This window comes from Pseudomonas shirazica (assembly GCF_015168335.1).
Lineage (GTDB): Bacteria > Pseudomonadota > Gammaproteobacteria > Pseudomonadales > Pseudomonadaceae > Aquipseudomonas > Aquipseudomonas asiatica.
The window spans coordinates 1,229,808-1,244,317 of sequence record NZ_CP063456.1 but is presented as its reverse complement, the minus strand read 5'-3'; the positions used below and the strand labels follow the sequence as shown (position 1 = coordinate 1,244,317).

Annotated in this window: 15 protein-coding genes and 1 other RNA gene; 10 read left to right on the top strand and 6 right to left on the bottom strand. The window is 63.7% G+C overall.

Going from position 1 to position 14,510, the window contains the following annotated elements:
- Nucleotides 1–37: 37 nt before the first annotated feature.
- The 6 genes from IMX18_RS05710 to IMX18_RS05685 all read left to right on the top strand — a co-directional run bounded on the left by IMX18_RS05710 (nucleotide 38) and on the right by IMX18_RS05685 (nucleotide 6,473).
- Nucleotides 38–2,512: a heavy metal translocating P-type ATPase gene (locus IMX18_RS05710; protein ID WP_054572586.1), complete on the top strand. Its 2,475-nt coding sequence runs from the start codon at nucleotides 38–40 to the stop codon at nucleotides 2,510–2,512.
- Nucleotides 2,491–2,706, top strand: coding sequence for a cbb3-type cytochrome oxidase assembly protein CcoS (gene ccoS / locus IMX18_RS05705; protein ID WP_013973501.1), 216 nt, complete (start codon nucleotides 2,491–2,493; stop codon nucleotides 2,704–2,706). The genes IMX18_RS05710 and ccoS overlap by 22 nt, the downstream gene beginning before the upstream one ends.
- On the top strand, nucleotides 2,699–3,382 hold the full coding sequence (locus tag IMX18_RS05700; RefSeq protein ID WP_054572587.1) for a sulfite exporter TauE/SafE family protein: 684 nt from the start codon (nucleotides 2,699–2,701) through the stop codon (nucleotides 3,380–3,382). Before ccoS ends, IMX18_RS05700 begins: the two co-directional genes overlap by 8 nt.
- 185 nt (nucleotides 3,383–3,567) lie before the next feature.
- Nucleotides 3,568–4,950: an oxygen-independent coproporphyrinogen III oxidase gene (gene hemN, locus IMX18_RS05695; protein ID WP_015271144.1), complete on the top strand. Its 1,383-nt coding sequence runs from the start codon at nucleotides 3,568–3,570 to the stop codon at nucleotides 4,948–4,950.
- A gap of 184 nt (nucleotides 4,951–5,134) precedes the next feature.
- Nucleotides 5,135–5,869 carry a Crp/Fnr family transcriptional regulator FnrA gene (gene fnrA, locus IMX18_RS05690; RefSeq protein ID WP_015271145.1) on the top strand — a complete coding sequence of 245 codons (735 nt, stop codon included), beginning with the start codon at nucleotides 5,135–5,137 and terminating at the stop codon, nucleotides 5,867–5,869.
- 55 nt (nucleotides 5,870–5,924) lie between these two features.
- Entirely contained in the window at nucleotides 5,925–6,473 is a 549-nt protein-coding gene (locus tag IMX18_RS05685; RefSeq protein WP_054573138.1) for an adenine phosphoribosyltransferase, read from the top strand.
- Between the two features lie 142 nt (nucleotides 6,474–6,615).
- Here IMX18_RS05685 and recR read toward each other — a convergent pair whose 3' ends face one another.
- The 3 genes from recR to dnaX form a co-directional block, all read right to left on the bottom strand.
- Nucleotides 6,616–7,218 carry a recombination mediator RecR gene (recR, locus tag IMX18_RS05680; protein ID WP_003259670.1) on the bottom strand — a complete coding sequence of 201 codons (603 nt, stop codon included), beginning with the start codon at nucleotides 7,216–7,218 and terminating at the stop codon, nucleotides 6,616–6,618.
- Nucleotides 7,219–7,508: 290 nt separating this feature from the next.
- Nucleotides 7,509–7,844, bottom strand: coding sequence for a YbaB/EbfC family nucleoid-associated protein (locus IMX18_RS05675; RefSeq protein ID WP_003259671.1), 336 nt, complete (start codon nucleotides 7,842–7,844; stop codon nucleotides 7,509–7,511).
- A 64-nt stretch (nucleotides 7,845–7,908) separates the two neighbouring features.
- Nucleotides 7,909–9,981: a DNA polymerase III subunit gamma/tau gene (gene dnaX / locus IMX18_RS05670; protein ID WP_054572349.1), complete on the bottom strand. Its 2,073-nt coding sequence runs from the start codon at nucleotides 9,979–9,981 to the stop codon at nucleotides 7,909–7,911.
- A gap of 123 nt (nucleotides 9,982–10,104) precedes the next feature.
- Between dnaX and IMX18_RS05665 the strand changes: the two genes are divergently transcribed.
- On the top strand, nucleotides 10,105–10,872 hold the full coding sequence (locus tag IMX18_RS05665) for a substrate-binding periplasmic protein (RefSeq protein ID WP_100413679.1): 768 nt from the start codon (nucleotides 10,105–10,107) through the stop codon (nucleotides 10,870–10,872).
- A 181-nt stretch (nucleotides 10,873–11,053) separates the two neighbouring features.
- Here IMX18_RS05665 and IMX18_RS05660 read toward each other — a convergent pair whose 3' ends face one another.
- Nucleotides 11,054–11,329: a hypothetical protein gene (locus tag IMX18_RS05660; RefSeq protein ID WP_013973508.1), complete on the bottom strand. Its 276-nt coding sequence runs from the start codon at nucleotides 11,327–11,329 to the stop codon at nucleotides 11,054–11,056.
- A 387-nt stretch (nucleotides 11,330–11,716) separates the two neighbouring features.
- Complete coding sequence (locus IMX18_RS05655) at nucleotides 11,717–12,205, bottom strand: DUF2938 domain-containing protein (protein WP_015271148.1); 489 nt, start codon at nucleotides 12,203–12,205, stop codon at nucleotides 11,717–11,719.
- A gap of 82 nt (nucleotides 12,206–12,287) precedes the next feature.
- Here IMX18_RS05655 and IMX18_RS05650 point away from each other — a divergent pair, with 82 nt between their 5' ends.
- The 3 genes from IMX18_RS05650 (at nucleotide 12,288) to IMX18_RS05640 (ending at nucleotide 13,936) form a co-directional block, all read left to right on the top strand.
- Entirely contained in the window at nucleotides 12,288–12,722 is a 435-nt protein-coding gene (locus IMX18_RS05650) for a helix-turn-helix domain-containing protein (protein WP_054572353.1), read from the top strand.
- Nucleotides 12,723–12,846: 124 nt separating this feature from the next.
- Nucleotides 12,847–13,272, top strand: a complete 426-nt coding sequence (locus IMX18_RS05645; protein ID WP_015271150.1) for a hypothetical protein — start codon at nucleotides 12,847–12,849, stop codon at nucleotides 13,270–13,272.
- Nucleotides 13,273–13,378: 106 nt separating this feature from the next.
- Nucleotides 13,379–13,936, top strand: a complete 558-nt coding sequence (locus tag IMX18_RS05640) for a hypothetical protein (RefSeq protein ID WP_223997978.1) — start codon at nucleotides 13,379–13,381, stop codon at nucleotides 13,934–13,936.
- A gap of 154 nt (nucleotides 13,937–14,090) precedes the next feature.
- On the opposite strand, the gene ffs is transcribed toward IMX18_RS05640, so the two are convergent.
- An RNA gene (gene ffs, locus IMX18_RS05635) (signal recognition particle sRNA small type) lies at nucleotides 14,091–14,187 on the bottom strand.
- Nucleotides 14,188–14,510 lie beyond the last annotated feature (323 nt).

Below are 14,510 nucleotides of genomic sequence, written 5' to 3'. Positions count from 1 at the left end.
CGCGCCAGCCGGCCGATTTGTGTAAGGCAATGATGTGATGACCCAGCCCACCCCCTGCTACCACTGCGCAATGCCCGTCCCCGCCGGCAGCCGCTTCAACGCCGTGGTCCTCGGTGAGTCCCGGCAGTTCTGCTGCCCCGGCTGCCAGGCAGTGGCCGAGTCGATCGTCGCCGGTGGCCTGGAACACTACTACCAGCACCGCAGCGACAACAGCGCCAACCCCGAGGCCCTGCCCAGGCAGCTACAGGACGAACTGGCCCTCTACGACCGCAGCGACGTTCAGCAAACCTTCGTTCGCCATGCTGGCGACCTGGCCGAGACCACCCTGCTGGTCGAAGGCATCAGCTGCGCCGCCTGCGGCTGGCTGATCGAAAAGCACCTGCGCAACCTGCCCGGCGTCGCCGAGGCGCGCCTGAACCTGTCCAACCACCGCCTGCTGCTGAACTGGGATGACAAGCAACTGCCGCTCTCGCGCCTGCTCGCAGAGCTGCGCCAGATCGGCTACGCCGCCCACCCCTATCAGCCCGACCAGGCCGCCGAGCAACTGGCCCGCGAGAACCGCAGCGCCCTGCGCCGCCTGGGCGTGGCCGGGCTGCTGTGGTTCCAGGCGATGATGGCAACCATGGCCACCTGGCCGGAATTCAACATCGACCTGTCGCCCGAGCTGCACACCATTCTGCGCTGGGTGGCGCTGTTTCTCACCATCCCCATCGTGTTCTACAGCTGCGCACCGTTCTTCAAAGGCGCGGCACGCGACCTGCGTACCCGCCACCTGACCATGGACGTTTCGGTGTCGCTGGCCATTGGCCTGGCGTTCGGCGCCGGTATCTGGACCGCCATCACCGGCAGCGGCGAGCTGTATTTCGACACCGTGGGCATGTTCGCGCTGTTCCTGCTAACTGGCCGTTACCTGGAGCGCCGCGCCCGCGAACGCACCGCCGCGGCCACCGCGCAGCTGGTCAACCTGCTGCCGGCCTCGTGCCTGCGCCTGGACGCCGTCGGCCGCAGCGAACGCATCCTGCTCAGCGAACTGCAGCGCGGTGACACAGTGCAGGTGCTGCCAGGCGCGGTAATCCCCGCCGACGGGCGCATCGTCGAAGGCCGCTCCAGCGTCGATGAATCGTTGCTGACCGGTGAATACCTGCCGCAACCACGGCGGGTCGGCGAGCGGGTCACCGGCGGTACCCTGAACGTCGAAAGCACCCTGAACGTGGAAGTCGAAGCCCTCGGCCACGACTCGCGGTTGTCGGCCATCGTCCGCCTGCTGGAACGCGCCCAGACCGAAAAACCACGCCTGGCCGAAATCGCCGACCGGGCCTCGCAGTGGTTCCTGCTGTTCTCGCTGCTGGCCGCCGCGGCCATCGGCCTGTGGTGGTGGCACCTGGACCCGGCGCGGGCGTTCTGGATCGTGCTGGCCATGCTGGTAGCGACCTGCCCCTGCGCGCTGTCCCTGGCCACGCCAACGGCGCTTACCGCAGCCACTGGCACGTTGCACAAGCTCGGCCTGCTGGTGACCCGTGGCCATGTGCTGGAAGGCCTGAACCAGATCGACACGGTGATTTTCGACAAGACCGGCACGCTGACCGAAGGCCGCCTGACCTTGCGCAGCATTCGACCGCTCGGCAGCCTGCCCGCCGACCGCTGCCTGGCCCTGGCCGCAGCGCTGGAGAACCGCTCCGAACACCCCATCGCCCGTGCCTTCGGCCGCACCGCCACGCCTGCTGACGAGGTGCAGACCGTACCGGGCCTGGGCCTGGAAGGGTTGGTCGAAGGCCAGCGCCTGCGCATTGGCCAGGCCACCTTCGTCTGCGCCCTGAGCGGCGCGGAAATCCCCGGAGTGCCAGAGCCGCGCGGCCAGTGGCTGCTGCTGGGCGACCGCCAGGGCCCGCTGGCCTGGTTCGGCCTGGACGACCGCCTGCGCGACGATGCCCCTGCCCTGCTGGCGGCCTGCAAGGCCCGTGGCTGGCGCACGCTGCTGCTGTCGGGCGACAGCTCGCCGATGGTTGCCGAAGTGGCCGCGCAGCTGGGCATCGACCAGGCCATCGGCGGGCTGCGCCCGGACGACAAACTGGACCGGCTGAAGGCGCTGCAGGCGGCCGGGCGCAAGGTGCTGATGCTGGGTGACGGGGTCAACGACGTGCCGGTACTGGCCGCCGCGGACATCAGCATCGCCATGGGCAGCGCCACCGACCTGGCCAAGACCAGCGCCGACGCCGTGCTTCTGTCCAATCGTTTGCAGGCGCTGGTACAGGCCTTCGAGCTATCCCGCCGCACCCGCCGCAACATCCTCGAGAACCTGCTGTGGGCGACCCTGTATAATGGCCTGATGTTGCCGTTCGCCGCGCTCGGCTGGATCACCCCGGTATGGGCAGCCATCGGCATGTCGGTCAGTTCGCTGATCGTGGTGCTCAATGCCCTGCGCCTGACCCGCCTGCCCCCGGCATCGGGTTTGCCATCGACCGAAGCGCCCCTGCCTGGGAGGAAGTCGCCATGCCCGCCCTCTATGTCATGATCCCGGCGGCCCTGCTGCTGGTCGGCGTGGCCGTGTACATCTTCTTCTGGGCGGTGGACAGCGGCCAGTACGACGACCTGGAAAGCCCTGCCCACAGCATCCTGTTCGACGACCAGGACCCGCGCCATCAGGCGGCGGTGAAACCTGACGACAGCAAGGCCGACACCGACAAGGAAAACCCGCCCCGTGCCTGACCTGCTGCCCCTGCTGGGCTCGGCGTTGATCCTCGGTTTGCTCGGCGGCGGCCACTGCCTGGGCATGTGCGGCGGCCTGATGGGCGCGCTGACCCTTGCCATCCCGCCTGAACAACGTGGGCGGCGCATGCGCCTGCTGCTCGCGTACAACCTTGGCCGCATTCTCAGTTATGCCTGTGCCGGCCTGCTGCTGGGCCTGGCCGGCTGGGCCGTGGCCAGCAGCCCGGCGGCGCTGGCACTGCGGGTGGTGGCGGCGCTGCTGTTGATCGCCATGGGGCTGTACCTGGCAGGCTGGTGGAGCGGGCTGACCCGCATCGAGGCGCTGGGCCGGGGACTGTGGCGGCATATTCAGCCAGCGGCGTCGCGCTTGCTGCCGGTGTCCAGCGTGCCTCGGGCGTTGTTGCTGGGGGCGCTATGGGGGTGGCTACCATGCGGCCTGGTATACAGCACCCTGCTGTGGGCGGCCAGTCAGGGCAATGCCGGGTACAGCGCGGCGCTGATGCTGGTGTTCGGCGTGGGGACCTGGCCGGTGCTACTGGCCACGGGGCTGGCGGCTGAGCGAGTAAACAGGTTGTTGAAACGGCGCAGTGTGCGGGTGGCTGGCGGGGTGCTGGTGATGCTGTTTGGTATCTGGACCATGCCGGGGCCGCATCAACACTGGTTGATGGGGCATTGAGGGGGCCGCTTTGCGGCCCTTCGCGGGCTTGCCCGCTCCCACAGGATCATGTGTACCCCTGTGGGAGCGGGCAAGCCCGCGAAGGGCTGCAGAGCAGCCCCTATGCTCTTGATACAAATCAACACAGATTCCTACAGACGGCCATAGACTCCGGGGCACTGCTGCTCTTTCCGGGGACCACCCTCATGCTCGACGACCTACGTTGGGATACCGACCTGATCCGCCGCTACGACCTGGCCGGGCCACGCTACACCTCCTACCCGACCGCCGTGCAACTGCACAGCGAAGTGGGCTCGTTCGACCTGCTCCACGCCCTGCGCGAGAGCCGTCGGGCCGTGCGCCCGCTGTCGCTGTACGTGCACGTGCCGTTCTGCGCCAACATCTGCTACTACTGCGCCTGCAACAAGGTCATCACCAAGGACCGCGCCCGCGCTGCGCCCTACCTGCAGCGCCTGGAGCAGGAAATCCAGCTGATCGCCTGCCACCTCGATCCCAAGCAGCGTGTCGAGCAGTTGCACTTCGGCGGCGGCACGCCAACCTTCCTCAGCCATGTGGAACTGCGCCAGCTGATGGCCACCCTGCGCCAGCACTTCCACCTGCTGGACGACGACTCCGGTGACTACGGCATCGAGATCGACCCGCGCGAAGCCGACTGGTCGACCATGGGCCTGCTCCGCGAACTGGGCTTCAACCGCGTCAGCCTGGGCGTGCAGGACCTCGACCCAGCCGTGCAGCGCGCGGTCAACCGCCTGCAGAGCCTGGAGCAGACCCGCACCCTGATCGAAGCCGCGCGCACCCTGCAGTTCCGCTCGATCAACCTCGACCTGATCTACGGCCTGCCCAAGCAAACCCCGGAAGGCTTTGCCCGCACTGTCGAAGAAGTGATCCGCCTGCAACCCGACCGCCTGTCGGTGTTCAACTACGCCCACCTGCCCGAACGCTTCATGCCGCAACGGCGCATCGACAGCAATGACCTGCCCAGCGCGGCCGCCAAGCTGGAGATGCTGCACGCCACCATCGACCAGCTGACCGCCGCCGGCTACCGCTACATCGGCATGGACCACTTCGCCCTGCCCGACGACGAGCTGGCCATCGCCCAGGAAGAAGGCACCCTGCAGCGCAACTTCCAGGGCTACACCACCCATGGGCACTGCGACCTGATCGGCCTGGGCGTGTCGGCCATCAGCCAGATCGGCGACCTGTACTGCCAGAACAGCAGCGACCTCAACACCTACCAGGACAGCCTGTCCAACGCCCAGTTGGCCACCCAGCGCGGCCTGCTGTGCAACCACGACGACCGCATCCGCCGTGCAGTGATCCAGCAACTGATCTGCCATTTCGAGCTCGATTTCGAGCCGATCGAACAGGCATTCACCATTGATTTTCGCGGCTACTTCAACGACCTCTGGCCAGAACTGCTGACCTTGCAGCGCGACGGCCTGATCCGCCTGGATGACAAAGGCATCCGCATCCTGCCGGCCGGCCGCCTGCTGGCGCGCTCGGTATGCATGGTGTTCGACGCCTACCTGGCGATGCACAACCGCCAGCGCTTCTCGCGGGTGATCTGAACCGAGTCGTTCAACCGCATGGACAAAGTTCCTTGCCAGGCACACCATGGGCACAGCGAAGGCCCCGGCGCACACCCGCCGGGGCCGGGCCAGCTCGCACCACAACAGCGCACGCTGGCCTACAACCTATGCCGTGAGTTACCCTTACGTCTTATGTGTGCTTTCCCACAAGGATCGAATGAAAATGTCCGAGCCAGTCAAACTGCGCCCACACAACCAGGCCCATTGCAAGGACTGCAGCCTGGCCCCCCTGTGCCTGCCTCTGTCGCTCAACCTGGAAGACATGGATGCACTGGATGAAATCGTCAAACGTGGGCGGCCGTTGAAAAAAGGCGAGTTTCTGTTCCGCCAGGGCGACAATTTCGGCTCGGTCTACGCGGTACGTTCCGGCGCGCTGAAAACCTTCAGCCTCAGCGACAGCGGCGAAGAGCAGATCACCGGCTTCCACCTGCCCAGCGAGCTGGTCGGCCTGTCGGGCATGGACACCGAAGCCTACCCGGTGTCGGCCCAGGCCCAGGAAACTACCTCGGTGTGCGAAATCCCGTTCGAACGCCTCGACGAGCTGTCGGTGCAGCTACCGCAGCTACGCCGCCAACTGATGCGGGTAATGAGCCGGGAAATCCGCGACGACCAGCAGATGATGCTGCTGCTGTCGAAAAAGACCGCCGACGAGCGCATTGCCACCTTCCTGGTCAACCTGTCGGCACGCTTCCGCGCCCGCGGCTATTCGGCCAACCAGTTCCGCCTGAGCATGTCGCGCAACGAAATCGGCAACTACCTGGGCCTGGCGGTGGAAACCGTGTCACGGGTGTTCACCCGCTTCCAGCAGAATGGCCTGATCCGTGCCGAAGGCAAGGAAGTGCACATTCTCGACCCGATCCAGCTGTGCGCGCTGGCCGGCGGCGCAATGGAGGCCTGAGGCCGGCGTTTAGCGGGTATACTTGGGCATTCGTTTTCCCAGGATACCCGCAACAATGCACAGCGACGCCTTCGACCTCAAAGCCCTGATCCGCCCGGTAGTGGACTTCCCCAAACCGGGCGTGATCTTCCGCGATATCACCCCGCTGTTCCAGTCGCCGCGCGGGCTGCGCTATGTAGCCGACCAGTTCATCGAGCGCTACGTCGAAGCCGAGTTCAGCCACATCGGTGCCATGGATGCCCGGGGCTTTCTGATCGGCTCGATCATCGCGCACCAACTGAACAAGCCGCTGATCCTGTTCCGCAAGCAGGGCAAGCTGCCGGCTGATGTGCTGAGCGAGGGTTACCAGACCGAGTACGGCGAAGCCTTCCTGGAAGTGCATGCCGACAGCCTGTGCGAAGGGGATTCGGTGTTGATCTTCGATGACCTGATTGCTACGGGCGGTACGCTGCTGGCAGCGGCCAACCTGGTGCGCCGGACCGGTGCGCAGGTGTTCGAGGCGGCGGCGATCATCGATCTGCCGGAGCTGGAGGGGTCGCGCCGCTTGCAGGCTGCGGGTGTGCCGACCTTCTGCCTGACCGAGTTTTCGCTCAGCGAGTACTGAGTTGGGTTTTGGGCTGCTTTGCAGCCCATTCGCGGCACAAGGCCGCTCCTACAGGGACCGCGAATACCTGGATATTGCGCGGTGCCTGTAGGAGCGGCCTTGTGCCGCGAATGGGCCGCAAAGCGGCCCCAACAATTCTGGATCAGAGCGAAATCGGCCGACGCCCCGCAAACGCATGGGCCAAGGTCCCACCATCCACCAGCTCCAGCTCGCCGCCCAGCGGCACGCCATGGGCAATCCGCGACGCCACCAGGCCCTTCTCGCTCAGCAACTGGGCAATGTAATGCGCCGTCGCCTCCCCTTCCACCGTCGGGTTGGTCGCCAGGATCACCTCGGTGAAGGTGCCCTGCTCCTCGATCCGCGCCATCAGCTGCGGAATCCCGATCGCCTCGGGCCCCAGCCCGTCCAGCGGCGACAAGTGGCCCTTGAGCACGAAGTAGCGACCACGGTAGCCGGTCTGCTCCACTGCATACACATCGGTCGGCCCTTCGACTACACACAACTGGGTATCGTCACGGCGCGTGTCGGCGCATTGCGGGCACAGCTCCTGCTCGGTCAGGGTACGGCACTGACGGCAATGCCCAACCCCTTCCATGGCCTGGGTCAAGGCCTGTGCCAGGCGCAGGCCGCCGCTGCGGTCACGTTCGAGCAATTGCAGGGCCATGCGCTGGGCGGTTTTCTGGCCGACACCCGGGAGAATACGCAGGGCATCGATCAGTTGGCGGATGAGAGGGCTGAAGCTCATGGGAAAGGCCTGACAAATCAATAAGAGGCGGTTTATACCCAGCGGGGGCAGTGGCGTCAAATCAGCCATGCGCACATCGCAAGGCTTGCGCGGTCCCTGTAGGAGCGGCCTTGTGTCGCGATGGGGCGCGAAGCGGCCCCAGGTTATCAGCTTCGCAGCATGGATTGCCGGGGCTGCTGCGCAGCCCTTTCGCGACACAAGGCCGCTCCTACAAAGACCGCGCAGGCTGAAGGAACGCACAAAAAAACCGCCGCTGTCATCAGCGGCGGTTTTCGGTAACGCAAATACCCTTAGAACGGCATCTTGAAGCCCGGCGGCAGCTGCATGCCGGCGGTCATGCTGCCCATCTTGTCCTGGCTGTTCTGCTCGACCTTGCGCACCGCGTCGTTCAGTGCCGCGGCGATCAGGTCTTCCAGCACTTCCTTGTCGTCTTCATCAGTCGACATCAGGCTCTGGTCGATGCTGACACGCTTGACGTCGTGACGACCGGTCATCACCACGCTCACCAGGCCACCACCGGACTGGCCGGTGACTTCGGCGTTGGCCAGCTCTTCCTGCATCTTCTGCATCTTTTCCTGCATCTGCTGGGCCTGCTTCATCAGGCCGGCCATGCCACCTTTCATCATGGGGGTATACCTCGATTGGGTCATGTGATGCGGCCCGGCACCGGGCCGGCCGCATGGTTATCCGTTACTGGCCCTGATTAACCAGGGCTTCTACAGGCTCAATAGTATCCTGCCGCACCTTGGCGCCGAACAACTTGATCATCTGCTGGATCAACGGATCCTGCTCGATCGAGGTGACTGCGTCCTGCTGGCGCTCGGCGCGTTTGCGCGCCGCCGCCTGGGCCGGGGTTTCCTGCTCGGGCAGGATCAACTCGATGCGCAGGTTCAGCGTGCGCCCCAGGTGCTGGTTGAGCGCTTCGTTAAGGCGCCGTTGCTGGGTGGCGTTGAACAGCGCCCCCTGGCCAGGGTCCAGGTGCAGCAGCCAGTCGTCGCCATCGACGGCAATCAACGTACAGTTTGCCGCGATGTTGCCTGTCATCCCGGATACAGGCAACTGTGGGAATAATTCCAGCCATTGCAGGGCCAGGCCGGTGGCCGGCTTGGCTGCGGGCAGCGGTTCGGCTGCCGGCTTGGGTGCTTCTTCCTGGACGTGTTCGGCCAGTTCGTCCAGGTAGCTGAAGCCGACCGGGTCGCTTTCGCCGCCGTAATAGTCCTCGTCCAGGGGCGGTTCGTCGTCGCGATCCATGCCCACGGCGGCATAGGCGGACGGGTCGAAGGGTGGCTCGTCGTCGTGCGCCGGGGCGGCAGGTGCCGGCGTGGGCGCAGCGGCCGGTGCAGGAGCCGGCGCAGGCTCGGCCACTACCGGTGCGGGCGTTGGCGCAGGCTCTTCCCATGGCAGGTCAACCACCTCTGCCACGGGTTCTGGTGCTGGCTCAGGTTCACTGACCGGGGCAGGCTCAGCTGCCACCACAGGCTCGACAACCGGCTGTGGCGCTGGTTCGACCGGTGCGGGCGCCTGCACTTGTTGCTCGGCAACCGGTGCAACCGGCGCCACGACAGCAGCGGCCGGCGGCGCCACGGCAACCGCCGGCGCTGCCACCGGTGTTGCAGGATCAGCTGTGGCCTGGCTGATCCCCATTGGCTTTAGTACCGGCTTCGGCGCGTCGTCGGTGTCGGCGGGGCGGAACGCCAGCATGCGCAGCAGGACCATTTCGAAACCGCCGCGCGGGTCCGGCGCAAGTGGCAGGTCACGGCGGCCGATCAGGCCCATCTGGTAATAGAACTGCACGTCCTCGGCTGGCAATGCCGAGGCCAGTGCCAGCACCCGCTCACGGTCGCCCTGGCCGTTGTCCACCGCTTCCGGCAGCGCCTGGGCAATGGCCACGCGGTGCAGCACATTGAGCATCTCGGCCAGCACGCCACCCCAGTCCGGCCCCTGCTCGGCCAGGTTGCGCACGGCCTCGAGCAAGGCCCGGGCATCGCCTTCGAGCAGCGCCTGCAGCACCCCGTAGACTTGGCCATGATCAAGGCTGCCGAGCATGGCCCGCACATCGGCGGCCAGCACCTTGCCTTCGCCAAAGGCGATGGCCTGGTCGGTCAGGCTCATGGCGTCGCGCATCGAACCATCGGCCGCGCGCCCCAGCAGCCACAGGGCATCCGGCTCGAACGGCACGTTCTCGGCGGCCAGAACATGGCTGAGGTGCTCGACCACCCGCTCCGGGCTCATGTTCTTCAGCGAGAACTGCAGACAGCGCGACAGGATGGTGGCCGGCAGTTTCTGCGGGTCAGTGGTGGCGAGGATGAACTTGACGTAGGGCGGTGGCTCTTCCAGCGTCTTGAGCAAGGCGTTGAACGAGTGAGTCGAGAGCATGTGCACTTCGTCGATCAGGTAGACCTTGAAGCGCCCACGGCTCGGCGCGTACTGCACGTTATCGAGCAGTTCGCGGGTGTCCTCGACCTTGGTGCGGCTGGCGGCGTCGATCTCGATCAGGTCGACGAAACGGCCTTCGTCGATCTCCCGGCACACCGAGCAGGTGCCGCAGGGCGTGGAGGTGATGCCGGTTTCGCAGTTCAGGCACTTGGCGATGATACGGGCAATGGTGGTCTTGCCCACACCCCGGGTACCAGTGAACAGATAGGCATGGTGCAGGCGCTGGTTGTCCAAGGCATTGATCAAGGCCTTGAGCACATGGGTCTGGCCGACCATTTCGCGGAACGAGCGCGGACGCCATTTACGTGCAAGAACCTGATAACTCATCGAAAAACCATCGCAGCCTGATCGAGCGGAAGATCGCTAATGCTAGCGGAGCGGGGGCAAAATTGCACCCTGCGCAAGTCGTCTAAACTTTGAAACTGGCGCGCCATCCAGGGAGGATTGCCTTTGCGAAGACTGCTGGCCCTGTTGCTGCTGTGGAGCACCTATAACCAGGCTGAACAGCCCGTGGTGCGTTTTTCTGTCGCCGAGAGCTGGAGCATGCCGCTGGTGCGCATCGAAGGCGACCAGCCGGTGGAAGGCATGCTGTACGACCTGATGCAGGCCTTGGCCAAGGAAGTGGGCATCCGCCCTGAATACCACGTCATGGCCCGCCTGCGCCTGCAGGAGGCGATGAACAGCGGTGATATCGATGTGCGCTGCTATGTCAGCACCCAGTGGTTCAATGACCGGCCAGGGGATTTTGTCTGGAGCATTCCACTGCTGCACCAGCGAGACCTGCTGGTAGGCCGCGCTGGCGACAGTACTCCGCTGCCCCCGGAACAACTGCCTGCCCAGACCATCGGCACAGTGCTTGGCTACACCTATTCGACCTTGCAACCGCTGCTCGACCAGGGCCGCCTGCACCGCGAGGACAGCCGCAGCCAGTTGCTGGTGCTGCAGAAGCTGCAAGCCGGGCGCTATCGGCATGCGGTAAGCAACCAGCTGTCGTTGCAGTGGTTCAACCAGGGCCTGCCCACCGAACAGCAATTGCAGGCGCTGGCAGTACTGGAAGAACAGGACCTGGGGTGCATGGTACGCAATGACCCGGCGATACCGACCCAAGAGCTGCTGCGGGCGCTGGTGCGAATGAAGCAGTCGGGGGAGATCGAGCGGATGGTGCAGCGGTATGGGGGGATGGCCAACCAAGAACCCATGTCTGTGGCTCGCCCCTGAGCCACGCATACCTGATGAAAGACAAACCCGCCCGAAGCTTGCACGACCGCTGTGGGAGCGGGTTCACCCGCGAACACCGGCAAAGCCGGTGCCATCCATCGCGTCGCGTTCTTCGCGGGTCAACCCGCTCCCACAGGGTTAATTGATATCCCTGCTATCTCTACTTACTCCAAGGCCGACTTCACTGGCTTCTACGCTCAACTGCCAGTGCCACAGCATCCGCCTGCCCCCAGGCAATCTGCATGGCCCGCAACCCGTGCTCCAGCAACTGCCGCGTCTCCTCGTCCTGGATACGCTCCAGCGCACGCCGGCTGTCGCTATAGGCAAACATCAGGTAGTGGGTGACATTCATCAACGCGAACTCCATCGGCACGATGCCTTCGCTGATGGCGCGGGAAAGGGATTTACCTTGGGGAAGCTCGAAAACGTGGGGTGGATCGGGGACCAGTTTTTTCATGGGTTCACCATACCGGGCTGAGAACACCCTTTCGCTTCCACACGTAGGGCGACAGTTGTACGCGGGGTGGAAGACCAGGGGTATGGTGAGCCCGGCAGGCCGGAGGCCTCCCACGTACAACTGTCATGACGACAGCCACCACACCCCAGGCTTCCACACCCGATCGCTGAACCGACAGCGACCGCAAAAGCCTAGTGGGCGGTGATTCCCGGGACAATCAGATGGGAGTCGACGGAGTGCGTAGGATATTTCGACACCTCCTACAGCAAAAGCGGGAAATTGCCCTGACAGCTGTAGGAAGCATCCTGAAAGCAGATCGCATTATTGCTACCGACTGCTCGTCTTGAGGAATGTGTCGCACCCCTCAGGCCCTGCACCTCGCCGCTCTCACACAGCCGCAACCAAACCCGCACTCAAGAACATCCCCACGCCAAACACAAAATGCGTGGCCAGGCTCTTCAGGCAGTTGCGCACAGGCGTCGGCGTCCTCGACGCAAAGAACCCCGCACCCATCGCCGGCTGCATGAAACACAAAGGCGCCACCACCGTCACCACACCGACAACCAGCGCGGGCAACAATGTCGGTGCCAGCAACCAGCCCTCCCCCACGATCATGACCAGCAGCATCGCGAACAGCACGCCGATGGCGTAATGAATCCCCCACCCCAACGCCAGCTCATGCCGCACCGGTTCCGCCTTGGCAATCGCCTGGTGCCGCACACGCCCGTGCAGCAAATGCCCCGCCCAACGCCCGACCATGGCGAAGTTCAGCGTGGCGACACCCATTCGCCTAAGCAGCAGCCCCCACAAGTCCATCACCATCGTGGCACCGATACCAATCGGCAAGGCAGCGGAAAACATCGCAGTAAAGGTCATTGAACAAGCCCTCCAAGATTGACGGTCATCACCATGCCGCGCAGCATAGAAGTTGAAGTCAACTTCAAGTCAAGGGCCCGAAATGGACATTGCCGACGTCGCCAAGCGCACAGGCGTACCCGCCTCGACGCTGCGCTACTACGAGAAGAAAGGCCTGCTCAAGTCACTCGCCGGGCCTGGCCAGCGGCGGCAGTTCGCAGCCGATGTTGCAGACCGGCTGGCGCTGATCGCCCTGGGCCAGGCTGCGGGGTTTTCGCTGGATGAAGTGGGGGCGATGCTGGTGGACCTGCAGGTCGACCGGCAGATGCTGATCGCCAAGGCCGACGAACTGGACGCACGAATCAGGCGCTTGCAGGCAATGAGCAAGGGCTTGCGGCATGCGGCGCAGTGCCCTGAGGAAGATCACCTGGAATGCCCGAAATTCCAGCGGCTGATGAAGCTGTCGGCGGCTGGGCATGGAAAAAACAGAGCAGTTCAACAGCTACCTTTAAGCGCCCAGGATAAAACCACCATCTGAATGCTTCATCATCTGAATAGAGTAATGGCAATATGATATCAAAACGCCATTGCTCAGTGTAGAGTTACGCGCCTCCGCGCCCAGCCGTGCGCCGAGAACAGTACTCACACTCAGGAAATGTTGCATGTCCACAATTCGAAATCTGACCGCTGCCGCACTGATAGCGCTGACCACTGGTTGTGCTACCGGCCTCAATTCGGCCCAAGAGTCGGAACTTGCCAGCTATCGCGCCAGAAACCTCGCGGTTGAAGAAAAAAGCCCAGGGCTTGCTGCCGGCCTTGGCCTGCTTCCAGGTGGCGGCTCGTTCTATGGTCGTGCATATGGCTTTGGCGTGGTGAACCTGCTGTTCTGGCCGCTTTCCATTCTGTGGGACCCGGTGAGTGGGCATGACGCTGCAGAGATGATCAACTACCAAGCCACCAAAGCCCATGTTGCAACGCTGAAAAAGCACGACATGGACGAACTCGATGCCAAGCTGGAATCCGACTCGATCGACCTCAAGCGCTACACGCTCGACAAACGCAGAATCGATGAGAAATACAACCTGTAAAGGCATCTGCCGCACAGCGCGACGCTCGGCCTTTCAATAGTTGAAGCCATACACGATGTATGGCTTTCGTCTTGCACTACCGGCATCTCACTCAAGGATTATTAAAGTGACCTACTTCCGTGTGTTTCTGGTCTCGGTATTTATTGCCCTTTGCACAGGGTGCGCTTCGCCTGCTCAAATCTCCGGAATGTCCGTGGCATCCGACCAGACCGATGCGCAGTTTTACGATCAACGCCTGCATCGCAATATTCAGGTAACCGAAGTAAATGGCGGAGACGCCACCAACCCGCTCTGGACTTCGGAAATCGACGGCCCGGACTTTGGCGCTGCACTCAAACAATCACTTGCCAGTGCTGACCTGCTTGGCGAAGCACCAGCCGCCTACACCCTGCGCGCCAACCTGCTACGCGTCGACCAACCCATTTTTGGCCTGGACTTCGAAGTTACCTGCGAGGCTGAATATACGTTGACCGAGTCCGCTACAAACACCGTAATTTTCCGAGAGATCATCAGGACGCCCTTTACCGCTGGCGTTGGCGACTCCGTTATCGCGATCAAGCGCCTGCGCCTGGCCAATGAAGGTTCGGCACGCACAAATATCAACACGCTGCTGAAGCGCCTGAAGGAACTCAAACTTGAGACCAGACAGGTTTCTTTGAAGTAATGAACGCCTGCTGATAGCGGCTTTCGATGCGGGTAGGACGACAGCGCCTACTCCGCTGCATCGGCGCGGTCGCGGCAGGACTGGCGGCCAAACCAGAGCGAAGTTGGGTAAAGCGAGAAATCCTTGAGAATTCAAGGACCTGAAATGGAGGCGGCCCCACCAGCCACACCCCGGCACTCGATGTTCCCGCTATGGCTGCTCCCTTCCGGGCCTGACCAGGTTAACGGGTAATCAATGCGGGGGGACCGATGGGGCCACCACTACAAGGCTCGCTGAACAGCGAGTGGCGCCATTGTACCGGTCTTGGGGGCAGATACAACCTCTGGAGGAGAAAAAGTCATCATTTCTCAATGACTTGTCCGGGCCGGGGTGGCCTGGAGCTGCCAATTCGCGGGTGAACCCGCTCCTACAGGGTTAGCGCTGACAGCAAGACCAGCGCAGGACTTGTGGGAGCGGGCGTGCCGAGGCGTCGAACCGCCGCGAAGCAGGCGCCGCGGTGGATGGCACGGGCTTCGCCCGTGTTCGCGGGCATGCCCGCTCCCACAAGGACTGTGCAAGCAGCAACATCTGCCAT

What these genes read in the sequence shown, in the direction of transcription:
- IMX18_RS05650 (WP_054572353.1), top strand. Translation starts at nt 12,288, where the DNA reads ATGGACATTGCCGACGTCGCCAAGCGCACAGGCGTACCCGCCTCGACG.
- IMX18_RS05675 (WP_003259671.1), bottom strand. Translation starts at nt 7,844, where the DNA reads ATGATGAAAGGTGGCATGGCCGGCCTGATGAAGCAGGCCCAGCAGATG.
- hemN (WP_015271144.1), top strand. Translation starts at nt 3,568, where the DNA reads ATGCTCGACGACCTACGTTGGGATACCGACCTGATCCGCCGCTACGAC.
- IMX18_RS05660 (WP_013973508.1), bottom strand. Translation starts at nt 11,329, where the DNA reads ATGAAAAAACTGGTCCCCGATCCACCCCACGTTTTCGAGCTTCCCCAA.
- IMX18_RS05655 (WP_015271148.1), bottom strand. Translation starts at nt 12,205, where the DNA reads ATGACCTTTACTGCGATGTTTTCCGCTGCCTTGCCGATTGGTATCGGT.
- fnrA (WP_015271145.1), top strand. Translation starts at nt 5,135, where the DNA reads ATGTCCGAGCCAGTCAAACTGCGCCCACACAACCAGGCCCATTGCAAG.
- ccoS (WP_013973501.1), top strand. Translation starts at nt 2,491, where the DNA reads ATGCCCGCCCTCTATGTCATGATCCCGGCGGCCCTGCTGCTGGTCGGC.
- IMX18_RS05685 (WP_054573138.1), top strand. Translation starts at nt 5,925, where the DNA reads ATGCACAGCGACGCCTTCGACCTCAAAGCCCTGATCCGCCCGGTAGTG.
- IMX18_RS05645 (WP_015271150.1), top strand. Translation starts at nt 12,847, where the DNA reads ATGTCCACAATTCGAAATCTGACCGCTGCCGCACTGATAGCGCTGACC.
- IMX18_RS05710 (WP_054572586.1), top strand. Translation starts at nt 38, where the DNA reads ATGACCCAGCCCACCCCCTGCTACCACTGCGCAATGCCCGTCCCCGCC.
- dnaX (WP_054572349.1), bottom strand. Translation starts at nt 9,981, where the DNA reads ATGAGTTATCAGGTTCTTGCACGTAAATGGCGTCCGCGCTCGTTCCGC.
- recR (WP_003259670.1), bottom strand. Translation starts at nt 7,218, where the DNA reads ATGAGCTTCAGCCCTCTCATCCGCCAACTGATCGATGCCCTGCGTATT.